Below are 20559 nucleotides of genomic sequence, written 5' to 3'. Positions count from 1 at the left end.
GTCGAGCATACCAGCCGAGGACGCGCAGGAGGCCGGGTCCCGGTCGGGGAACTTGCTTCGCATGAAAGCCATCCAGCCAACCTTCGGTCAGGTCATTACCGCGCAGGCAGCGATCAAGCCCGGAGTGTATCCACTCGGCGGCGACAAGGCGGGTCCGGCGCTCACCATCACCCTTTCCGATTCGTATCTCGACCTCTCCGGAGTCGCGCTCATCGGCGTACACCACGAGCCGCATCGCTTCAAGGGCGTGGGCATCTTGCTGAAGGGCTGCAAAGGCCTGCGTCTCAGCGGCGTCACCGTCCTCCGCTATCACCGAGGAATCGTCTTGGAGGATTGCGAGGACGTCACTCTCGTGGACTGCCACGCCGACCACAACGGCTGTCACCGCTTCTACAGCACGGAAGAGAAGTATGACAAGCGCGACTTCCTGGACATATTCGACTACAAAGTGTGGAGCAAATACGGTGCGGGAATCTATCTCTCGAAGTGCAAGCGCTGCACCATCCACCGCACCTCGGCGTGCAACCAACTGAACGGTATCATTCTGGATCAGTGCGATGAGTGCTTGGTGCAAGGGTGCGAGTGCACGGACAACCTCGGGTGGGGCGTGCGTCTCTACCGCAGTTCCTACAATCGAATCATAGGGAACGACCTCTCCCACTGTATCAGCGGCGAAACTCCATACTACAGCGTAGGCAACGACAGCACCGGTATCTGCATCTGTCACGCATGCCACTTCAATGTCATCGCCGACAACGACCTGCAATACGGGGGCGACGGCTTCTTCCTAACAGCCGACCTCGGCACCGAGCAGTCCAACGACAACCTGATCATCGGTAACGACGGGTCCTACTCCCCGCACAACGCCTTCGAGTCCACCTTCTGTTTGCGCAACCGTTTCTACGGCAACACGGCATCCCACTCGGGCTACGGATTCTGGATGGGCTTCTCGTGCGATAACCACGTGGTGGACAACGAAATCCTCGGAAACCGCCGTGCGGGCATCGCCATCGAACACGCAGAAGGCAACCTGATCGCTGGGAACGAGATCGGATACAACCGTGAGCAGGGAGTGTTGCTCATGCGCAGGAGGAAGGAAGGCCCGCCCTCGCGGCGCTACCGCATTGAGGCCAACCACTTCGAATGGAACGGTGTCGGTGTCGAGCTTTCGGAGAGCACGGAGATAACGCTCTACCGTAACACCTTCCTCGGTACCGGCAAGCCGTGGACGGAAGACAAGGGGTGCAAGCGCAATCAGTTCCGCGAGAACGACGTTCGCTGATACACTCACCTCAGAGCGTCCGATAGTGTGATGAACCGGCGTACCTACACCGTCGAGGCCTTCGTCGCGCATAGGCGGGACCTGGGCGAGACTGACAAGCTGTTAGTGCTGTTCTCACGGGAGATGGGGCGCATCTCGGCCATAGCACGCGGCGCCCGCAAGCCCGGAAGTCCACTGGCGGGTAGCACGGACGCACTCTGCTTTGCCAAGTACCATCTAGCTAAGGGCCGGCAGCTGGACTACGTGACGCAAGCACAGCCCCTCCGCACCTTCGCACATCTCCGCTCCGACCTACTACGGACGGCATGCGCGCTCGAGCTGGCCGAGATCGTGGAGAGAGCGATTGGGGACCATCAACCCAACGAGGCCGCCTACGATCTCGCGCTTCTTACGATGGAGATGCTGGACGGGGCCTCCGACCCCGCGGCGGTTTCCGCCTGGTCGGAGATCCATTTGATGGGAGTCCTCGGCTACCACCCTCGTCTCCACGACTGTGCTTCTTGTCACCGTCCCCTGCCGCCGCGAGCTGCATTCAGCGCAGCAGCGGGCGGCCTGCTGTGCCGAACATGCTCAGAAGGTCGCCGCGACGCACTAGGGCTGTCGGCTGCGGCCGTGGCCGAGCTACGCACCCTGGCTGCAGCCGACTCCCCACCGCCCGCCCTCGAAGCCTGCGGGGCCCTTCGCCGCGTGTACCGAACCGTTTGGCAGCACGTCTTGGACAGCGACCTTCGTTCCGCCAACTTTCTGGATGACCTACTCTCAGTAGGCTGAACAGGGTCCGAAGCTACTCGCCGCTAGGTACAATCCGCCAACCGATGCAGCAGCGCCTTCCCGACTGGCTCAAGATCCGGCTTCCGCGCATGGAAACGGTCCAGCAGGTGGAGCAGATGGTCCGTTCTGCACACCTCCACACCGTGTGCGAGAGCGCCCGTTGCCCGAACCTGCATGAATGCTGGTCGAAGAAGACTGCGACGTTCATGATACTGGGCGACATCTGCACTCGCTCCTGCGGCTTCTGCGCCATCAAAGTGGGCCGCCCACTCGCTCCCGACCCGGACGAGCCCAGGCGCGTGGCGGAAACCGCCAAGCAGATGGGTCTCCGTCACGTGGTCGTCACTTCGGTGGCCCGAGACGACCTGCCAGACGAAGGGGCGCAGCAGTTCGCAGATACCATCCGATCGCTTCACACGGCAATGCCCGACAGCATCGTCGAGGTGCTCACACCGGACTTCAAGGCAGCCGAGTGGCGGGTGCGCTTGGTCACAGACGCGGGTCCCGAAATCTTCAACCACAACGTGGAGACCGTGCCTCGTCTGCAGACGGTGGTGCGTCCGCAAGCCGGATTCGAGCGAAGTCTCGAGACTCTGCGAACCGCAAAGCGTCTCGCGCCGCACATCTATACCAAGTCCGGCATCATGCTGGGCCTCGGCGAGACGCATGCAGAAGTCGTGGACACGCTTCGCGCCCTTCGCTCCGCCGGTGTGGACGCCGTTACCATCGGCCAGTACCTCCGGCCTACCATGAACCATCTGCCGGTCGTGGAGTACGTCGAGCCGGCTCGCTTCAAGGAGTACGAGACAATCGGTGAGGAGATGGGCTTCGCGTTCGTGGCTTCGGGCCCGTTCGTGCGCAGTTCCTACAACGCGGCCGCGTTCTCCAAGAAGATGATGGCGGAGCGCATGTCGAAGACTGGGTAATAGCCCCATGTCTCGTTGGCTCAGCGTCATCCCGATCCTGATTGCGGGCGCACCCATCGTGTGCGCTCTCTGGTTCGCGTACGTGGTCATCCAGCGTGTGGTGGCGGGGACCGAAGCAGCGCTTTTACCGGCGGCGGTGCGCACCGTCGAAAGAGAATACGGTGTCGTGGTGCGCTATGCTGCAGCCGACTACGACCTGCGTAAAGGCACGCTCATCGCGACGGACGTAGCAGTTTCGGCTCGGGACGGTCACCCTCTCGCATTGGCGCCGGCACTCCGCGTGAAGTTCCCCGGCATAGACGTACCGCGCAGCTACGTCCGGGTCGAGGCCGATAGTGCACTGCTTCATGTGGTGCGCTTGGAGGATGGCTCCTTCGAACTTCAACGCCTGCTCGCCCGCCCCGAGAGGAAGCCGAGCGAGATGCCGTTGGACATTGCTCTTCGCGACGCCACCCTGCTCTATACCGACCGAGGCGACCGCGAACCCCGGCAGTTCGAAGTGCGAAACGTCACCGTCAACCTGCAGGCGCTCAGCGACGCCGGCCGGCTGAGTGCCAGGGGCCAGACCGACTCCACCGCAGACCTGTGGATCAACGCCGAGTGGGCAGCAGGGCGGGGGCGCCTGAGCGCCGCAGCCGATTCCTTGCGTGGCGCCGAGACACTGGCCGCGCTCCGCACGCAGGTGGGCGCCGAGGCAGTCGAGGACATCTTGCTCTCTGACGCGCAGGGCCCCGTGAAGCTTGCGCTGACGTGGGGTAAAGGAGAGACCGACTGGATCACGGCTGGCGATGTCGCCGCGCGACGAGTCTCCTACCGGGGGCACACCGCAAGCGCCGTTCGCGCTTCGTTTATCGCCATGCCCGGTGGTTGGTGCGCGCGGGGCATCCTTCGCGCAGCGGGCGGATCGGTCGCAGTCGCCGCGCACGTGCAGACCGATCGATCCGGCTCACTCGTGGATGCCTGGGTCTCCGGCTCGGGGTCGAGCGCGGAGCGGCTCTGGATGCTTGCCGGACGCCAGGGTCCCTCTCCGGTGCGAGGCAGTTTCGCGGGTGCCGTCAACATCCGAGGCAATCCCGCGTCACCGTCCGTGGTCGGGAGCTGGCGCGTAGCGAGCGCACAGGCGCAGGGTCGCCGAGTCACGGGGCTTACTGGAGAAGTGGTCTACACGGCTGACAGGACCCTCGCACTTCGGAACCTGAGTGGGTGGTGGCGAGGTTCCGAGGTGCTCGGAGAGGCGGTGGTGGACCTCCGGACGAACGAAGTCAAAGCCGCTGCCCACGTCGCCGGACTTGCACTCGAGAGCTTTGCAGAAACCGCTCAGCAGGGCCTCTCCGGTCTCGCCGACGTTTCGGCAGTAATCACGGGAGGCGGTGAGACCCTGCGTGTCGCCGCCAACGTCACCGCCTCTGCACTGCACCTAACCCGTGACTTGGGGGAGGGAACGGATTGGTCCGAGAACCTCGGCGTTGGCGAAGCACGCCTGACCTGGAGGGCAGGGCAGCTCAGAATGCCCCTCGGACGCATAGCTGGCCCTCTCGGCCTGCTGCAGTCCACGGGGTACTACACCGGCGATACGCGAGAACTGTCGTTTGACTACGACGTGGTGGGACTTCCACTCGAGGTTCTGCGCCCCGCGATGGCTGTCCGGGGCGCTGCCTACGCGTCGGGGTCCCTTACCGGCTTACCGGACGCACCTCGGGTAAGCGGGCGTGCCGAAGTGTACGGACCCGAGCTGGCGGGGTTCGATGCCGCACTCGTGGGCGGACAATTCGACTACTCGCGGGAGGTCCTGACCTTAGATGACGTGCAGCTTCGGCGCGGCGCGGCCCTCGTGGACATCGCTGGCGAAGTGGACTTTCGCCATCCCGACCTCGGTCCGCTTCTCGCGCTTCAGGTCTCCGGTGATCAGATCGAATCCGCCCAGGTATTGGAGGTACTGAACACGGACCTGCCGCTGCGCGGGTTGGCATCTGTGAACGCTCGTGTCTCCGGCCCGCTGTCCGACGTCGAAGTCGCCGGTTCTGCGCGTGTCGCAGAGGGCATGATCGACCGACTGCCCCTGGACGAGGCAAGGGCGGCTTTCGTGTACCGTAACGGAGACATACTGATTCCCCAGGGTGAGGCGCGCATCGGAGGCGGTTTGCTGAACGGCTCCGCACGGGTGGGTGCGGATACCATCGAAGCCCATTTCGACCTCGCAGGCGTGGACTTGGCTGCCGTCAACGGCTACCTCGATGCAACCACGCCGCTGTCTGGAACTGCCGATCTGACGGCCTCCTTCCAAGGCTCACTGTCGCAGCCCGACGTCACCATATCGGGCACCCTTGGCAGACCGGCGATAGTCGACTTGCAGTTCACATCGGGCGTGCTCGAAGCGAGATCGGAAGAAGGCGAGTGGAACGGGACGCTTCGACTAGTAGCTGAGAACCGAGCCGCCACTGTCGACCTCCACACGTACCGTCTAAGCGACCGATTCGTGGACGCAACCGGCCTCGTCACCCTCAGCCTGGATGACGCGCGAATCTTCGCGCGCCGCCTCGTGCCAGAGACTGACAGCGATACATGGAGGCGACTGAGCAAGCTCCACGGTCAGGCGCGTCTTCAGTTTGGAGTGCAGGGTGATGGAGAGCAGCCATCCTTCCCCTTCGACATCCGGATCGAAGATCTGATCGTGGGCACCCGCGAGGCCGGCTGGCTAGAAGCAAAGGGCACTGCGACAGGCAAATTGTACAACTTCGAAGCCATAAACTGGAACTCTTCGGTCGGGGCGCTGCATGGGTCTGGGAGCTTCGCATTGGGAGGAGACGTTCGTGGCTTCGTGGATGTCTCGAACCTCGACGCCGGCTTGCTCGCTGAACTCGACCCTGCCTACGCGGCAGTTCGGGGGCGGGTGGATGTGGCCGCGCAGGTATCCGGAGAATCCTCGCGACCTGATGTCGATCTCACCGTCGCCCTAACCGATTTCGGGACCGAGAAAGCGAGTCTGGACGCCGCGATGTTCTCACTCATCGAAGTCCGCGACGGCTCGATCCGCACCGACGGTGCGGTGTTGCAGAAGGAGGGTTACGTCGCCCGCCTCTCCGGTCAGGTTCCCTTCCGCTTCGATCCCCTCGGCATCCCCTCCGACGGTGAACTCCAAGCCAATTTGACCATCCCGGAGCAAGACCTCGCCGGTCTCCGTGTGTTCCTGCCCGCCCTCGACGTAGAGCGCACGAAAGGAAAGCTGTTCGGTGAACCCGTCGAAGGCTCTGACGAGAGGCCGATCCGGATTGCGCTCTCAGGCACTCTGGACAACCCGCGGGTCGAGGGTGCGGCCTACCTGAGCGGCGGAGAGATAGCGCTCCAAGGCTTCGAGGAAAGCTTGCATAACGTGACTGCTGAGGTCCGTCTCGAGGGTGACGAGGTGCGGCTCGAGAACCTGAAAGGCACGAGTGCGTCGGGGGGCGCTATCTCCGCGTGGGCCGTCGCGAGTTTAGATGCGGAGGCGGATGGCGAGCTGCGTGGCGAACTCAAGATGGACGCACTCCAGATCCGCTCTGCCGTGGGTCCGACGGCCGAACGTCTACGAATGACTCTCGACGGCTCGCTCGCGCTCGACGGTCGCCTGCGACGCCCCTCGGTCAATGGTTCCATCGGCATTTCGGACGCCTCGCTGCCTATTCCGGCCGGATGGGACGAATCGGCAACCGCGCCGAGACTCCCATTCGATGCGGACCTCGACATCGGCGTGGCCTTCGCACCGAGCACCGTTCTAACCACCTCGCGCATGGATGCCCGAGTGCAAGGGGTGGCCCGCTTGGAGCGAACGCTGAGTCTTCCGAAGGCCACCGCATCGCTTACTGCGCTGGACGGGCGCATCCGATTGCCCGCGAGTCGCCTCCGCATCGAACCCGGTAGCCGCTTCACCATTGCGTACGACGCACAGCGCGAGGGCCCCGCCATCGCTGTTGCCAACGTGGACATGCGTGCGCGCACTCAGATCATCGCCGCGGGCCCAGTCGGAATCCCGAACGAATACACGATCGATCTGCACATCACCGGCTCCCTACTCGAAGACGGAGGCCTTCGGATGAATGCTACGTCGTCTCCGCCCGACCTCACCGAGCAACGCATCCTAGCGTTGCTGGGCCACCAAGGCTTCCTCGATACCTTTGCCGGAGGCGACATCGAAAGCACTCTGCGCAACGAGTTGATGGACATCTTCGGAGCCACGGTTCTCCCGGCGTTCTTCGATGTCGTTGGGCCGGGCATCGCCGAGAGTGTCGGTCTCGAAGCCCTCGCCCTCACATACTCCCGCTTCGAGCCGCTCACGCTCAACGTGTCCAAGTCCCTGTTCGATGGCCTCTCGGCCTCGTACCGGCGTTCGCTCCAAGGGATTGAGCAGCGGTATCAGGTAAAGTTGATGTGGCGGCTGCCCATCCGCGAGCAGTTCCGGGGAACGTTCAACTTGGGCTGGTCGTACGACGAGCAGAGAGTTCATCGCTTGAGCCTAGAGTGGGGAACTCGGTTCTAGGCGATCTTCCTCTCCGTTCCGGCTATCTAATGGGGTGTTCGGTGTCGGCAGGTGTTAAATCCGACACGAGGTGCCTGTGGCCGGGTCTAATGCGTCAGTGGCCTGGAAACGGCTCGACACGGAGGAGCATTGCCCGCAGAGAAGGCGGACTTCGAGTCGCTCGTGGCCCTGTATGAGCAGCGCATCTTCAATGTCGTCTACCGGATGGTCGGCGACTACGATGAGGCAGCGGACCTTACGCAGGACGCGTTCGTTCGCGCTTATCGGGCATTCGAGAATTTTCGAGGAGACGCGCAGCCCTACACGTGGCTATACAGAATCGCGGTCAACCTGGTTCGAGATCATGCGGCCAAAAAGAAGCGTAAGCAGGCTGCCGAGATGTCGCTCGATGCCGGATTGGACGAGAGCCGCGGCAGTTGGGACTTGCCCGACCACGCACACGGCCCCGACCGAATCGTGGCGAGCGAAGAGCTTCGTGGACAGCTCGAGGCGGCTGTGCAAGCTCTGCCCGACGGCTATCGAGAGTGCGTTGTGTTGAGGGAGTTCGAGAACCTCTCGTATCAGCAGATCGCCGATGCATTGGGTATTACGGTCGAGGCGGTTAGGAGTCGTCTCGCCCGGGCAAGAGCGATGATCCGCCGGAGGATGGGTCCTTATCTATCGTGGTAAGGCATACAGGAGGAGCTATGGTCCGAGAAGGGATTCGTGGACTTGGTCTTGCAGCGGCACTGACAGGTGTGTTGGCTGCAGGGGCCCCAGTCCGAGCCATGGAGTGGTCCAATCCGCTGAGCGGAGCGCGATTCGAGGGCGACACAGCCTCGGCAACGCCCGGCGTGCTGCTCACGGCACCCGCTTGGCAGGCGCGTCCGAGAACCCACCCCCCCCAGGTGCAAGGGCAAAACGCGACAGCAGGCACCGTGACCGAAGTGGCCATCAACGGGTTGAAGAACATCGCCGAGGAGACCGTGCGGGTGGCCATGAAGCTGAAGGTCGGAGAGGAGTTTTCCGACACGCTCCTCCTTCAGGATGCCGCAGCGATCCAGGGCCTCGGCCTTTTTCAGAACGTGTTGCCCTACGCCGAGCCGACCCCCGGCGGCGTGCGAGTGGTCGTGGACTTGGTAGAGAATCCGGTCATCGAAAAACTCCGGTTCGTCGGCGACATCGTGGTGCCGGAAGAGGAACTGCGGAAGGTGATGACCTTGCAGCCGGGGCGCGTACTGAACGTTAACACCCTGCGGACCGACGCGGGCAACCTGCGGCGCTACTTAGATAGCAAGGGGTACTTCAGTCAGATCGAATCGGCAGAGTTCTCGGAATCTGACCCCGGCACCTTCGAGATCAAGATCGTCGTGATGCGCGTTGCCGGAGTGCGACTGGAGGGGCTGCGCGCAACCAAGGAAAAGGTCGTCAGGCGAGAGCTCCGTACCAAGCCGGGCGAGTTCTTCAACCTGGAGACTTGGCGGAAGGACATCCTCCGCGTTTACAACCTCGGCTTCTTCGACGCCGTAGATGCGCTCGATCCCGACGCGCCTACCATAGACACCGTGGAGCTCGGCCTCAAGTTCCAGGAGCGCCGAACTGGTTCCGTGAACCTCGGTATCAGCTACGCAGACAGGCAGAGCTTCGCCGGTTTTGTACAAGTAGAAGAGGCGAACTTGTTCGGTTCTGGCCAGTCCGCCTATCTGAAGCTGATGCGGGCAAACCGGGCAGGCCAAGTGGACATAGACGTCGGCTACTCCAACCCGTGGCTGGACTCGCGCCGAACCGGCATGAGCGTCAGCCTGTACGACAAACAGATCTACCGCTTCAGCCGCAACTTCTTCGGCGGCGAGACCGACCCGGACGCCACCGAGCGCTACGATGAGCGACGATCGGGCGGCGTGCTCACATTCAGCCGTCCGTTCGGTGAGGTGCTGACCGCATTTGCCTCGGCTCGTCTCGAGGGCGTCCGGACTAGCGACGTGCCAACCACCGATGAGGACAAGTTCATCCTTCAGGACGGCGACGTCTCCGCGCTAAGCCTGGGCGCCGTGCATAACACGAGAGACCTAGACATAGACCCTGCGTCTGGACATTACTATAAGAGCACCGTGGAGACGGGCATCTCCAACATCACCAAAGTCGCAGGGGCTGTGTCCGGTGAGGATGTGCTAGGAAGGAACGCCTTTACGAAGTTCCAAATTGATATGCGGTGGTACTACTCGGGACAGGGGAGGCGGTTACGCCCCGATGACACCAGGCATGTGTGGGCACTGCGTCTGTACGCAGGCACGCTGGTAGGCAAGATACCCTTCTTCGAGCAGTACTTCGCGGGCGGCGCCGATAGCGTTCGTGGCTACTCCGAGGACCGTTTCTGGGGTAACCACGTGGCGTTCGCCAACCTCGAGTATCGCATCCCTATCCAAAAAGGCATGTCGACCGTTGCCTTCGTAGACTACGGTAGTGCCTGGGGAGGATACGATACGGTGAACACATTCACGCAAAGCAGAACGTTCGACGGCAAGCTCGGTTATGGTATCGGCTTGCACTTCCGAACCCCGCTCGGCCCGATACGACTCGATCTGGCCATCAACGAGGACGGTAAGAGCAAGACGCACTTCATGATAGGTCACACGTTCTGACACGACACTAACTGGGAGGAGAACTCATATGAACAGCTTCGGAAAGGGTGCGATCTTCGGTGCCCTGATTGCGGTGGCCTTCATGAGCGTAGTGGCGTTTCAGGGGGCTGCCCCGAAGAACGGCTCCATCGACCTGGACAAGGTCGTGAGAGAGAGCAAGCTCGGCAAGGATGCAGAGGCGCAGTTCAACCGCGATACCCGCCTCCGCAACGAGCTGCTCCAGCACTTCGACGCCTTTCGCTGCTACGACGAGAACCAGCGAAAGGAAATTCGAGATCTTTGGCTCACTACAAATCGCACGGCGGAGCAGGAAAAGCGGCTCGACCTGCTCAAGACCCAAGGGCAGACCATGCAGAAGGAGCTCGCCGACCTGCAGATGAAGGCCGAGAAGGACCGCACGAAGGAGGAGAACGACCGCCTGCGCGAGCTGACCCGCCGAGCAATCGAGATGGACCGCAACTACCTGCCAATGCTCAACGACGAGCTACGCGCCGAGCTGCAGAACTGGCGGCAGAAGTCGCTGACCGACATTATCAACAAAGTGAAGGCGGCCGTGCAAAAGATCGGCAAGGAGCAGGGACTCTCGGTGGTTTTCGACGCTCAATACGCGCCCTATACGCCGACGGACATCTCCGACCTCGTGCTGAAGGAAATAGACAAGTAGGACTTCATGGCGTTCTCGCGTCTCAGAGCTGCGGCGCTCACCGCGTTCGCACTTGCCCTGGCAGGATGTGGCAAGCCGCCCGAGCCCACGGTCTACGTGAACCTCGACCGGGTCTGGGAGGTCAGGGCGTTCAAGCCTGAGGGCGCAGTTACTGCCCTCCACGAATTCCGTGTTCCACAGGAAAAGGTGGAACACAACGTTCGCAAGCAGTTCGTGCTCGAGCCTCTGACCACCACACCCGGCTTTCGAGAAGAACTCGAGGCCCGGCGGAAGCTGGCGCTGGACATCACTGCCCGTCTGAGGCTCGAGGTAGAACAGGAACTGCGTGATGCCGCATCCCTCCGAATCGCCCGGGACGTAGAGCGCAAAAAGGCAGACCTCGTGCAAGAGGCAGACGCGGAAGCCGGGGCTGCCTACGACCGACTGCGACTGCGGCTGAGGGAACTGGCAGAGGCGTACGCCGAACGCAAGGCGCGATTGCTGGTGCGTCGCGCTGTACTCTCTGCCGAGGGCGGCTCGAGCCCCCGCCCCGACTTAGTGCGCGAGGAACTGCGTACTGTCGTTGCAGAGCTCGAGCGACTTGACGCGGAGCAGGACGCCCAGGTGCGGTCGCTGCAGCAGGAAGCCGAAGCCACAGCCGCATCCGCCCGCAGAAATGTACAAGTTCTGGCGGACGAATATGCACAAAAACGGGTTCGAGAAGAACTCGTAGTCATAGAGCAGAAGCTGAGCGGGGAGTCTTTTGACCTTCGACTCGTCCTGCCGGATGCACCGCTAACCCCTGAGGTCTCGACGCTTCGGGAAGTGCTCGTGCTCGACGCCGTTCCCATCCCGGATCTTCCGGCTCGCCGAGGGGCTGACACTGCCGCTCGCTGGGCGGCCGGGGAGCGCGAGTCCCTCCTACGCCAAGCCCGCCTGTGGGCAAGGGCGAAAGGCTGGCGGCTGTCGGACACGCCGCGAGGTGCCCGGGACGTTACTGCCGACTTCCTGAAGGAGTTCGCACCATGATCTACCGCCTGCGTGACATCGCGGAGGCAGGGGGCGGCATCGTGGTCGGCGATCCCGATACGGAAGTGGCGGGAATCAGTTCGCCCGACCAAGCCTCGGAAACAGACCTCGTCTTCGCGGGCGACCCCGACTGGCTTGCACGCGCAGAGGACTCGGCTGCCGCCGCGATTCTCGCTCCGAAGGGTTCGAGTTCCCAGAAGCCTTTGGTGATCGTGGATGACGTGCGTACTGCCCTGCAGCAACTTCTACCGCTGTTCGAAGGCGACTTCCGGCCTCTGGTAGGTGTGCATCCTCTCGCCTTTGTCCATCCCAACGCCCACCTCGCAGAGAGCGTCCGCGTCGCGCCTTTCGCCTGTGTGATGGCCGATACACGGTTGGCAGAGGACGTCGTGCTACATCCCTTCGCCTACGTCGGAGAAGGTTGCTCGGTTGGGCCTGGCACGGAACTGTTTCCGCGTGCCACCCTGATGCCCGGAACTCGGGTGGGCAGTCGCTGCCGGCTCCACGCAGGCTGCGTCATCGGAGAAGCGGGGTTCGGCTACCGCTTCGAGGCCGGAACGCACCAACGCATTCCGCAGGTCGGGCATGTCGAGATTGGCGACGACTGCGACATAGGCGCCAACGTGACCGTGGACCGCGCTATGGTGGGTTTCACCGTCATCGGCCCTGGCACCAAGGTGGACAACCTGGTTCAGATTGGTCACAACGTTCGGATCGGCGCGAACTGCATCATCGTTTCCCAGACCGGCATCTCGGGTAGCAGCGAGTTGGCGGATGGGGTCGTCCTCGGTGGGCAGACAGGGGTATCCGACCACGTCCGCATCGGCCCGGGCGTTCGCACCGGTGGACAAACCGGGGTCGCAGCTTCCATCACCGAGCCTGGGGACTACTGGGGCACACCCGCGCGACCCCGCCGTGAGACGCTGCGCACGATGGCCGCCGCATCGAGGCTGCCGGAGATAATCAAAGAGCTGCGGGCGCTTCGAGCGCGTGTCGAGGAACTGGAGAAGCGCAGTGGGTGACCGCTGCACGATCGGTAAGTCCGTTGCCTGGCGTGGGACGGGTGTTCACACGGGCGAGACGTGCGCGGCAACCGTTCACCCAGGCGCGTCCGGTCTTCAGGTCACCTCTGGCAGCGGATTGCACCCGCTGCGCTCTGCCAACATCGTAGACGTTGCGCGATGTACGGGGCTGCGATTCGAAGACGGAACCATCCTGACCGTCGAGCACCTTCTCTCCGCGCTAAACGGTCTCGGCATCACCGATGCGGTGCTCGAAATCCATGGACCCGAAGTTCCGATCTTGGACGGTAGCGCACTACCCTTCGCCCAAGCTCTGCGAGAAGCCGGACTCGAGCGCTTGGGCGGGCAAGCATGTCCGCAGATCGAACCTGTGGAAGTGGTTACGGGCAGTTCCCGCGTTCGGGTCGAACCGGGTACGGGCTCGGTCGCAGTGTCCATCTCCTACGAACACGAAGCGATTGGCAGCCAGAGCCTATCCATCGCCCTCACGCCGGAAGTGTATCTACACGAGGTTGCCCCTGCAAGAACCTTCGGACTACTGGAGGATGCAGAGCGGCTCCGGGCGTTGGGCCAGGCTTTGGGCGCAAGCCTCGATAACACTCTGGTATTCTCCACGGACGGCCCGCTGACGCAGCCCCGATTTCCCGACGAGCCGGTGCGGCACAAAGTGTTGGACGTCATAGGCGATCTCACCCTGTCGGGGCATAGCATTTATGACCTGTCGGTGCGAGCGGAACGGCCCGGGCATGCCGTTAACGTAGAGGTCGCTAGGCGGCTCCGCGGCGGAGACAAAGGAAGGGAGGATGGGTATTGAAGACTGACATCGTTATGGACGTCGAGCAGATCCGCAGTCTGTTGCCGCATAGGTACCCACTGCTACTCGTGGATCGCATTCTGGAGCTCGAGCCCGGCAAGCGCGCCGTCGGGCTGAAGAACGTCACAGTTAACGAGGACTTCTTCAACGGCCACTTCCCAGGCCAAGCGATCATGCCCGGTGTGTTAGTATTGGAGGCGATGGCACAAGCGGGGGCCGTCATCATGCTGTCGCATCCAGAACATGCCAAGAAGCTCGCCGTGATCACAGGCTGCGAGAACGTCCGGTTCCGACGACCCGTGGTTCCGGGTGACACGCTCGTCACCGAAGTCAACCTGCTATGGTTCAAGCGTAACATCGGCAAGATCAGCATGGTAGGTAGGGTGAATGAGGAGATTGCTGCCGAGGGCGAACTGACTTTCGCGCTCACCGAGCGCAATGGGCCAGAGGAGGTTTAACAGGGAGTCGTGACGGACATCCACCCATCGGCAATCGTTCACCCCCGTGCCGAACTGGGGGAAGGGGTCAAGATCGGACCCTACTGCATCATCGAGGAGGACGTAGTCCTCGGCGATGGAACGTCGCTCGCCTCCAACGTCTACATCGGTCGCTGGACCATCCTCGGTAAATATAACGAAGTCTGGCCCGGTGCGGTTCTCGGCGGCCCCCCGCAGGATCGTAAGTATCGGGGCGAGCGCAGCTACCTTCGTATCGGCGACCAGAACGTGATACGCGAGTTCGTGACCCTTCACCGAGCTTCGGGTGAAGAGTGTGCCACGGTGGTAGGAGACGATAACTACCTCATGGCATATTGTCACCTCGGGCACAACGTGACTGTCGGTAACCAAGTCACCATGGCGAACGGTGTGGGTGTATCCGGGCATGTCACCATCGAGGACTTCGCGAACATCGGCGGACTGACCGGAGTGCACCAGTTCGTACGAATAGGCAAGGTGGCAATGGTAGGTGGTATGTCACGGATCGTGAGGGACGTGCCACCCTTTATGCTGACCGAAGGCAATCCTGCCAACGTGCGGGACATCAACGCGGTAGGCCTTCGCCGCTATGGCGCCACCCCGGACGCGCGCCTATCCCTGCACAAGGCCTGCAAACTGCTCTTCCGCTCCGAGATGGGTCTCAGCCATGCCATCGAGGTCGTACGTAGAGAGGTACCGCCCTGCGAGGAGTTGGACTACCTACTCCAGTTCGTGGATAGCGGAAGACAGGGTAGGTACGGGCGGCAGGACCAGCGGTAGTGTCCCACCCGCTCGTCTGGATCACGGCGGGCGAAGCCTCCGGAGACATGGTGGGCGCCCTGCTCTGCGCAAGGCTGAAAACGGCACGGCCCGACCTGCGAGTGGAAGCCGTGGGTGGACCGCGACTTCGCAACGCCGCCGACTTTCTGCTGGCCGACTCCTCCGACTGGGGGGCCATCGGAATCGTCCGCTCGCTCCCGAAGGTACCGCGAGTCTACGCTTCCTACCGTCGCCTTCTCAGGCAGGCGTCCGAGCGGGTGCCCGACCTCCACGTTCCTATAGACTTCGGTGCGTTCAACATCCCGCTCGCCCGCCGGCTCCGAGCTATCGGCGCCCGCGTGCTCTACTATATGCCGCCAGGCTCGTGGCGCAAGGACCGACAGGGCGCGGACCTGCCCGCAATCGCCGACGTGATCGCCACACCCTTCGAATGGTCTGCGCGCCTGCTGCAAGAGGCCGGGGCACGCGCCGAGTTCGTCGGCCACCCGCTGCGCGACCTTGCTCCGGCCCACACCGATGCGCCGCGAAAGCCGGTGCTGGCCCTCCTACCCGGCAGCCGCGACCACGAAGTCCGTGCCAACCTTCCGGTAATGGCGTCGGCGTGCGAACACCTCGCCCGTCAAGTCCCCGATCTGTATTTCGAAGTCGCCCCCGCTCTCACTGTCCGACCCGAGGCGATACGAAAGGCCTGGTCCGCAGTGACCCGGCTCCCACTAACACTCGCCCAGCACGGCCCGATCGAACTACTCAGTCGAGCCCGCGCGGCCATCGTGTGCTCGGGCAGCGCGACACTGGAGGCTGCCGTATGCCACTGCCCAATCGTGGTAATGTACCGAGGCGACTGGCTGATGCACCTCGAGTGGCGACTCCGAAAACCGCGTTTCGACTTCGTCGCTCTTCCATCCATCGTGCTGGGCAGGAAGCTGTGCCCCGAGCTGCTGCAGGCCCAAGCCGCACCCGAACGCATCGTTCAGGAGTGCATCCGGCTCCTGAATGACGGACCCGCCCGGCAAGCGCAGCTCGACGGATTCGAAGAGGTTGTCGCGCGCCTCGGACCTCCCGGTGCGACCGAGAGGACCGCCGAAATCGCCCTGTCCCTTCTGCCCGAAGCCGGGCATTCGGGTTGCTAGGCCAGGTTGCGATATGCTACCGTGAGGCTGAAGTGATGTCTGTCGAGCGTCGCGTCATCCGCATGGTGCTGGCCGAGTGGCGGCCGCTGGCCCTCGCCTTGCTCTGCACGGCGGGAGTTGCGGGGATCACCTTCGCCATCGCCAAACTAATCGAGCACTTCGTAGACCTCGCTACACATCAGGACATAGCGGGGCTGGACCGCCTGATGATCTTCGTGGCTGCGGTCGCCTTCGCCAACTTCCTCTTCGCGCGTGGGCAAATGTACTACATGGCGCTCGCCGCCCAGAGTATGACCAAGAAACTGCGCGCGCACATCTTCGAGCACCTGCAGCAGATGCCCATCTCCTACTTCCAGCGCAAGCATGCCGGGTCACTCCAGAGCACCATCACGAACGACGCAGTAGTGGTTGAGAACGGAATGCGGCTCGTGCGCGACTTCGTAAGCGCCCCGTTGATGTTGGTGGGCGGCTGCGTGTACCTGCTCATCCTGAACTGGCGGCTCGCTCTAGCCGCATTGGTCGCCATGCCGTTCATGCTCCTCATCGTGGTCAACCGGGGCCGAAAGGTCCGCCGCATCACACGAGAGCTTCAGGACCGAATCGGAGGCTTCGTCCACGTCCTAGAGGAGTCACTCCGCGGCGTCCGGGTGATCAAGGCCTTCGGCATGGAAAATCACCAGATCGAACGCTTCGACGATGCGAACGAGAGCGCCTTCCGCACCGCTATGTATGCACAGAAGAAGATATCCACCATCAAACCGATGCTGGAGCTCATCGGCACGGTCGGCATCGCCTTGGTGCTGTGGATCGGAGGGCGAGACGTCGCGCAAGGCGTGATGACGGGCGGCGAGCTGATGGGTTTCCTATTCGTCGCGCACCAGATGGTTACCGCGGCAGGTGGCGTCGGCAACATGAACGCCACGCGCGCCCAGGTTCTCGCCGCCGCAGACCGAATCTACCGGGAGGTGCTAGACGTCCAGAGCGACGTTCGCGACAAGCCCGATGCGAAGCCGCTACCACCCATTGCCGGGCATATCGAATTCGACAACGTATCGTTCCGCTATGCCGACGGCACACAGGCTCTGTCCAATGTCTCCTTCACCGTGAAGCCCGGTGAAACGGTAGCCATCGTCGGAGAAAGCGGTGCGGGCAAGAGCACTCTGGCCGACCTTCTGCTGCGCTTTTACGACCCCACCGAAGGCCGCATCTTCATCGACTCCTACGACCTGCGGGACATCACGGCACAGTCGCTGCGAGCACAGATCGGCGTCGTGCCCCAGTCCACGCTGCTCTTTTCCGGAACCATCGCAGACAACATCCGCATGGGTCGTCCGAATGCCACCGACCAGGAAGTCGAGCAGGCCGCAGAAGCCGCTCACCTGGCGGCGCACCTCTTTCGTGGCCGGACGAATGGCGCCGCGGAAGGGCTGCAGGCCAGCGCGACCGACCTCTCCGGGGGCGAGCGCCAGCGGGTCGCCATCGCTCGAGCCCTCGTGCGTAACCCACGCATCCTCCTGCTGGACGAGGCGACCTCGGCACTCGACTCCGTCTCGGAAAGGTCCATCCAAGAGGCGATCGAGAGCAATCGTCATCAGCGCACGCTGATCGTCATCGCCCATCGCCTTAGCACCGCAGCACGCGCCGATCGAATCGTCGTGCTGCGAGCCGGTCGTTTGGTGGAGGAGGGCAACCACTCGGAATTGCTGGCTCGAGACGGCGAGTATGCACGGCTCTACGCTGCATACGTGCACGGCACCCTAGAAGCCGTCCTTCCCGCAGACTGATGCTCCGTGCAGAGTCGCTGGCGTGCGGATACGCGAAGCGTCAAGTTGTCGCCGACGTCGGCCTGGAGCTACGACCTGGCGAGTTGCTTTCGCTGATCGGGCCGAATGGCGTGGGCAAGTCCACGCTGCTTCGCACCCTCACCGGCTATCTGCCTGCGCTGTCGGGTCGGGTGATGCTAGACGGCCGCTCCATCCACGCGATGAGCGCTGCGGAGAGGGGGCGTCTGATCGCCTACGTCCCCCAGAGCGAGCCCCCCGTGTTCGACTTTACCGTGCGCGAGGTGGTGCGGATGGGCCGAACGCCGCACGGTGATGAGGAACACGCCGGCCCCATCGTGGACGCCGCTCTGGACGCCCTCGACCTTATCGCTCTTAGAGATCGGCCCGTCACGCAGCTCAGCGGAGGCGAGCTGCAGAGGACGCTCATCGCGCGTGCCCTAGCCCAGGACACCCCGCTCATGCTGCTGGACGAGCCGACTGCACACCTGGACCTGGGCTACCAGGCACGAGCAATGTCTCTGCTGCGCACCTTGTGCGAACGAAGCAAACGCCCCGTGGGAGTGCTCTGCGTGCTGCAAGACCTCAACCTCGCATCCGAATTCTCGGACCGTGTCGCCCTCCTCGTGCCATCGGGAAGTCTGGTCGTCGGTTCACCAGAGGACATCCTGAGCGCACAGCGACTGCGCGACCTGTACGGCCCAGCAGTCACGCTCCTGGAGCGACCGGGTGCCCGGCCCGTCGTCGCCATCTCGCGACATGCGACCGGGGTCGGAGGCTGACTAATGGCACGTGTGCGCATCGTCTCGGCCGACATCACCACGCTGCAGGTTGACGCTATCGTCAACGCCGCCAACTCGTCGCTGCTGGGCGGAGGAGGCGTGGACGGTGCCATCCATCGCGCCGCTGGGCCCGAGCTGCTGACCGAGTGCTCCCGACTCGGAGGCTGCGAGACGGGGGACGCCAAGATAACGAGCGGCTACCGGCTGCCGGCGCGCTTCGTGATTCACGCGGTCGGTCCCGTGTGGAAGGGGGGAGGCCAAGGCGAGGACGATCTTTTGGCATCCTGCTATCGCCGCTCGCTGGAATTGGCGGTCGAGGCCGGAGCCCGTACCGTGGCGTTTCCCTCTATTAGCACCGGCGCGTACGGCTTCCCGCGTGACCGCGCGGCCCGAATCGCCTATCGCACCGTCACCGCCTTCCTGCAAGAGCATCCGGAGATCGAAGAGGTACTGCTGGTTTGCTTCGGTGAGAGCGCGAAGAAAGCATACGAGAGAGCCGTGGAGGACCTCCGGTGAGGCTCCTGATCACCGGCGCAGCGGGGATGCTGGGTTCCGAGTTGGCCGCACTCGCTCCAGATGCCCTCGCCACGAACAAGGCCGACCTGGACATCCTAGACGCGGATGCCGTGTCGGCAGCGCTCCACAACCATCGCCCCGAGTGGGTCGTCAACTGCGCCGCATTCACCCGCGTGGACGAATGCGAGGGAAACCGTGAGGCGTTCCGATTGAACGCGGAGGGCCCCGAAGTGCTGGCACGCTGCTGCCGGGGATCGGGCGCCCGGTTACTTCACGTCAGCACCGACTACGTGTTCGACGGGGAGAAGGACGCCCCGTACACCGAAGAAGACGAACCGAAGCCCCTCAACGACTACGGACGAGGCAAGCTGGAAGGCGAGCGCCGGGCAATGCACGCCTACCCCGAAGGCGCGACCATCGTAAGAACGGCGTGGATGTTCGGAGCCAAAGGTCCGTGCTTTCCAAAGACCATCCTGAACGCCGCCCGCCTGGGAGGGCCGCTGCGCGTAGTGGCCGACCAGACCGGCTCTCCCACCTCTGCATCGGACCTGGCAGAGGCAATCTTGCGCTTTCTCGCTCTCGGGCCGCCGCCCGGTCTGTTCCACATCGTGAACTCGGGTTCCGCCACGTGGCACGAGGTCGCGGTAGCCACGCTCTCTGCAGCGGGCATTCAAGCCGAGGTGGAGGCCATCGCAACGGCAGATTGGCCGACTCCCGCCCGTCGCCCTCGCTACAGTGTGCTGGATTGCAGCAAGGTGCATCGCCTGGGCCTTCCCCCTCTACGCCACTGGGGCGAGGCACTCGCGGAGTTCGTGCAGAGCCTACCGCCCGCTAGCTCGTAGGTCCGCCGCGGCTACCCGGCTTGGTGATCGGCACTCCCTCGCGGCACATGGGGCATTCGCTGGGAGCGTAGCTGGGAGCTTGCAGGGTGGCCAGCGCGTGCAACCGCGCCGGGAGATCCACCGGATGCTCGGTGCGCGAGAGCAGCACGGCGATCCCCATCAGCCTGGCGTGAGCGAGTATGGGCAGGCACTCCTGCAGCGACAGGCCAGTGGTAAGCACGTCGTCCACCAGAAGGGCTCGCGCTCCATCTGGGATCACCGCACCGCGCCGCAACTCCCTTCCGCCGGCACCGGTTCGCTCGAGGTATCTTGCCTGCACGCCCAGGGCCGCAGCAGCTTCGTAAGCCACCAGCGCCCCGCCGATGGTCGGCCCCACGACGAACTCGATCCCGAGATCGAGAAACGGCTGCACGAGCTGACGGCAGAGCGGGCGCAGCACCTCGGGCTGCTCCAGCAGGCGGAACTTCTCGAAGTACACCTCGCTGTGCAGGCCGGAGGAAAGCTCGAAGTGCCCGTGCAGCACAGCTCCAGCTTTCCTCAGTTCTTCCAGTACGTCCATCCTCCGCTCCTGCGGCAGAGTACCTCGTACCGCCGGCTCGACAGTTTCGCCGTCCCGGCGGTGCCACGGGAT

The 20559-nt window shown here is 63.3% G+C and carries 18 protein-coding genes; 17 read left to right on the top strand and 1 reads right to left on the bottom strand.

Features of this window, described 5'->3' with window-relative positions:
- Positions 1-61: 61 nt before the first annotated feature.
- The 17 genes from HRF45_02945 to rfbD all read left to right on the top strand — a co-directional run bounded on the left by HRF45_02945 (position 62) and on the right by rfbD (position 19928).
- Positions 62-1282 carry a right-handed parallel beta-helix repeat-containing protein gene (locus HRF45_02945; protein ID MEP0765487.1) on the top strand — a complete coding sequence of 407 codons (1221 nt, stop codon included), beginning with the start codon at positions 62-64 and terminating at the stop codon, positions 1280-1282.
- A gap of 30 nt (positions 1283-1312) precedes the next feature.
- Positions 1313-2053, top strand: coding sequence for a DNA repair protein RecO (recO, locus tag HRF45_02940; protein MEP0765486.1), 741 nt, complete (start codon positions 1313-1315; stop codon positions 2051-2053).
- A gap of 44 nt (positions 2054-2097) precedes the next feature.
- Positions 2098-2979, top strand: coding sequence for a lipoyl synthase (lipA, locus tag HRF45_02935; protein ID MEP0765485.1), 882 nt, complete (start codon positions 2098-2100; stop codon positions 2977-2979).
- Between the two features lie 7 nt (positions 2980-2986).
- On the top strand, positions 2987-7492 hold the full coding sequence (locus HRF45_02930) for a translocation/assembly module TamB domain-containing protein (protein ID MEP0765484.1): 4506 nt from the start codon (positions 2987-2989) through the stop codon (positions 7490-7492).
- 129 nt (positions 7493-7621) lie between these two features.
- Complete coding sequence (locus HRF45_02925; GenBank protein MEP0765483.1) at positions 7622-8161, top strand: sigma-70 family RNA polymerase sigma factor; 540 nt, start codon at positions 7622-7624, stop codon at positions 8159-8161.
- 17 nt (positions 8162-8178) lie between these two features.
- Positions 8179-10113, top strand: coding sequence for a BamA/TamA family outer membrane protein (locus HRF45_02920; GenBank protein MEP0765482.1), 1935 nt, complete (start codon positions 8179-8181; stop codon positions 10111-10113).
- A 28-nt stretch (positions 10114-10141) separates the two neighbouring features.
- Positions 10142-10777: an OmpH family outer membrane protein gene (locus HRF45_02915; protein ID MEP0765481.1), complete on the top strand. Its 636-nt coding sequence runs from the start codon at positions 10142-10144 to the stop codon at positions 10775-10777.
- A gap of 6 nt (positions 10778-10783) precedes the next feature.
- Positions 10784-11785, top strand: a complete 1002-nt coding sequence (locus HRF45_02910; GenBank protein MEP0765480.1) for a hypothetical protein — start codon at positions 10784-10786, stop codon at positions 11783-11785.
- On the top strand, positions 11782-12807 hold the full coding sequence (lpxD, locus tag HRF45_02905; protein ID MEP0765479.1) for a UDP-3-O-(3-hydroxymyristoyl)glucosamine N-acyltransferase: 1026 nt from the start codon (positions 11782-11784) through the stop codon (positions 12805-12807). The genes HRF45_02910 and lpxD overlap by 4 nt, the downstream gene beginning before the upstream one ends.
- Positions 12800-13621: a UDP-3-O-acyl-N-acetylglucosamine deacetylase gene (locus tag HRF45_02900; GenBank protein ID MEP0765478.1), complete on the top strand. Its 822-nt coding sequence runs from the start codon at positions 12800-12802 to the stop codon at positions 13619-13621. The genes lpxD and HRF45_02900 overlap by 8 nt, the downstream gene beginning before the upstream one ends.
- A gap of 14 nt (positions 13622-13635) precedes the next feature.
- Positions 13636-14079 (top strand): 3-hydroxyacyl-ACP dehydratase FabZ, encoded by a 444-nt coding sequence (fabZ, locus tag HRF45_02895; GenBank protein ID MEP0765477.1) that lies wholly within the window; start codon positions 13636-13638, stop codon positions 14077-14079.
- A 9-nt stretch (positions 14080-14088) separates the two neighbouring features.
- Positions 14089-14877: an acyl-ACP--UDP-N-acetylglucosamine O-acyltransferase gene (gene lpxA, locus HRF45_02890; GenBank protein MEP0765476.1), complete on the top strand. Its 789-nt coding sequence runs from the start codon at positions 14089-14091 to the stop codon at positions 14875-14877.
- Positions 14877-16007, top strand: coding sequence for a hypothetical protein (locus tag HRF45_02885; GenBank protein ID MEP0765475.1), 1131 nt, complete (start codon positions 14877-14879; stop codon positions 16005-16007). The genes lpxA and HRF45_02885 overlap by 1 nt, the downstream gene beginning before the upstream one ends.
- Before the next feature lie 35 nt (positions 16008-16042).
- Positions 16043-17791, top strand: a complete 1749-nt coding sequence (locus HRF45_02880) for an ABC transporter ATP-binding protein (GenBank protein ID MEP0765474.1) — start codon at positions 16043-16045, stop codon at positions 17789-17791.
- Positions 17791-18570, top strand: coding sequence for an ABC transporter ATP-binding protein (locus HRF45_02875; GenBank protein ID MEP0765473.1), 780 nt, complete (start codon positions 17791-17793; stop codon positions 18568-18570). The genes HRF45_02880 and HRF45_02875 overlap by 1 nt, the downstream gene beginning before the upstream one ends.
- Positions 18571-18573: 3 nt before the next feature.
- Positions 18574-19086 carry an O-acetyl-ADP-ribose deacetylase gene (locus HRF45_02870; protein ID MEP0765472.1) on the top strand — a complete coding sequence of 171 codons (513 nt, stop codon included), beginning with the start codon at positions 18574-18576 and terminating at the stop codon, positions 19084-19086.
- Entirely contained in the window at positions 19083-19928 is an 846-nt protein-coding gene (gene rfbD, locus HRF45_02865; protein MEP0765471.1) for a dTDP-4-dehydrorhamnose reductase, read from the top strand. The genes HRF45_02870 and rfbD overlap by 4 nt, the downstream gene beginning before the upstream one ends.
- On the opposite strand, the gene HRF45_02860 is transcribed toward rfbD, so the two are convergent.
- A complete protein-coding gene (locus HRF45_02860) occupies positions 19918-20487 on the bottom strand; it encodes an orotate phosphoribosyltransferase (GenBank protein ID MEP0765470.1) in 570 nt (189 codons plus the stop codon). The genes rfbD and HRF45_02860 overlap by 11 nt on opposite strands.
- Positions 20488-20559 lie beyond the last annotated feature (72 nt).

The sequence above is a fragment of the Fimbriimonadia bacterium genome (assembly GCA_039961735.1).
Classification (GTDB): Bacteria; Armatimonadota; Fimbriimonadia; order Fimbriimonadales; family JABRVX01; genus JABRVX01.
Note: the sequence above shows the minus strand (reverse complement) of the source record. Positions and strands in the feature narration are given on the sequence as shown.